Here is a 240-nt window from a genome sequence, read left to right as displayed (position 1 = left end):
CGACACCGTCTTGCGCGCCTGAGAGTCCATCAAAGAAGAATTGCGCGAACGCTTTGAATTTTTCGCCCGAGAACAACGCCCCGTCGAGCAACAACGCATCGAACAACGCACCCGTTTCGACCTAGAAATGCTCTACGAAATGGGCTTCTGCAAAGGCATCGATAATTACTCCCGCCACTTCTCCGGCAAAAAAGAAGGCGAACCGCCGCCCACTCTGATGGACTACCTGCCCGACTACGC

1 pseudogene is annotated in these 240 nt (G+C 54.6%); it reads left to right on the top strand.

From position 1 onward, the window contains the following. Positions 1–240 (top strand): annotated as a pseudogene (locus ACTHS8_RS10905) (hypothetical protein); the annotation flags it as partial.

It is taken from the genome of Neisseria sp. P0016.S008 (genome assembly GCF_051957775.1).
GTDB classification, from domain to species: Bacteria; Pseudomonadota; Gammaproteobacteria; order Burkholderiales; family Neisseriaceae; genus Neisseria; species Neisseria flavescens_B.
Note: the sequence above shows the minus strand (reverse complement) of the source record. Positions and strands in the feature narration are given on the sequence as shown.